Origin of the sequence: Photobacterium chitinilyticum, from assembly GCF_004104355.1 — a bacterium.
Taxonomy (GTDB): domain Bacteria; phylum Pseudomonadota; class Gammaproteobacteria; order Enterobacterales; family Vibrionaceae; genus Photobacterium; species Photobacterium chitinilyticum.
This window is the reverse complement of record NZ_RJLM01000098.1, coordinates 1-849: the sequence shown is the minus strand read 5'-3', so window position 1 is coordinate 849 and position 849 is coordinate 1. Positions and strand designations below refer to the sequence as shown.

Annotated in this window: 3 tRNA genes and 2 rRNA genes; all 5 read left to right on the top strand. The window is 49.0% G+C overall.

Annotation, left to right across the window (positions count from 1 at the left end):
* Nucleotides 1–324, top strand: a 23S ribosomal RNA gene (locus EDI28_RS26035); the annotation flags it as partial.
* Between the two features lie 76 nt (nt 325–400).
* A 5S ribosomal RNA gene (gene rrf, locus EDI28_RS26030) occupies nt 401–516 on the top strand.
* A gap of 4 nt (nt 517–520) precedes the next feature.
* A tRNA-Val gene (locus EDI28_RS26025) sits at nt 521–593 on the top strand.
* A gap of 2 nt (nt 594–595) precedes the next feature.
* Nucleotides 596–668 (top strand) — tRNA-Asp (locus tag EDI28_RS26020).
* A gap of 24 nt (nt 669–692) precedes the next feature.
* A tRNA-Lys gene (locus EDI28_RS26015) sits at nt 693–765 on the top strand.
* Nucleotides 766–849: the final 84 nt, after the last annotated feature.

Sequence of the window (849 nt, the reverse complement as noted above, 5' to 3'; positions counted from 1 at the left end):
AGCTGGGTTCAGAACGTCGTGAGACAGTTCGGTCCCTATCCGTCGCGGGCGTAGGAAATTTGAGAGGATCTGCTCCTAGTACGAGAGGACCAGAGTGGACTTACCGCTGGTGTACCAGTTGTCTTGCCAAAGGCATCGCTGGGTAGCTATGTAGGGAAGGGATAAACGCTGAAAGCATCTAAGTGTGAAACCCACCTCAAGATGAGATTTCCCATGATTATATATCAGTAAGAGCCCTGAGAGATGATCAGGTAGATAGGTTAGAAGTGGAAGTGTGGCGACACATGTAGCGGACTAATACTAATAGCTCGAGGACTTATCCAAAGTAACTGAGAATATGAAAGCGAATGGTTTTCTTGAATTGAATAGATATTCAATTTTGAGTAGGTATTACTCAGAGTTAAGTGACGATAGCCTAGGAGATACACCTGTACCCATACCGAACACAGAAGTTAAGCCCTAGAACGCCGGAAGTAGTTGGGGGTTGCCCCCTGTGAGATAGGGAAGTCGCTTAGCTCTAGGGAGTTTAGCTCAGCTGGGAGAGCATCTGCCTTACAAGCAGAGGGTCAGCGGTTCGATCCCGTTAACTCCCAAAGGTCCCGTAGTGTAGCGGTTATCACGTCGCCCTGTCACGGCGAAGATCGCGGGTTCGATTCCCGTCGGGACCGTTTAAGGTAACGCAAGTTATTTTAGACTCGTTAGCTCAGTTGGTAGAGCAATTGACTTTTAATCAATGGGTCACTGGTTCGAGCCCAGTACGGGTCATATATGCGGGTTTGGCGGAATTGGCAGACGCACCAGATTTAGGATCTGGCGCTTAACGGCGTGGGGGTTCAAGTCCCTTAACCC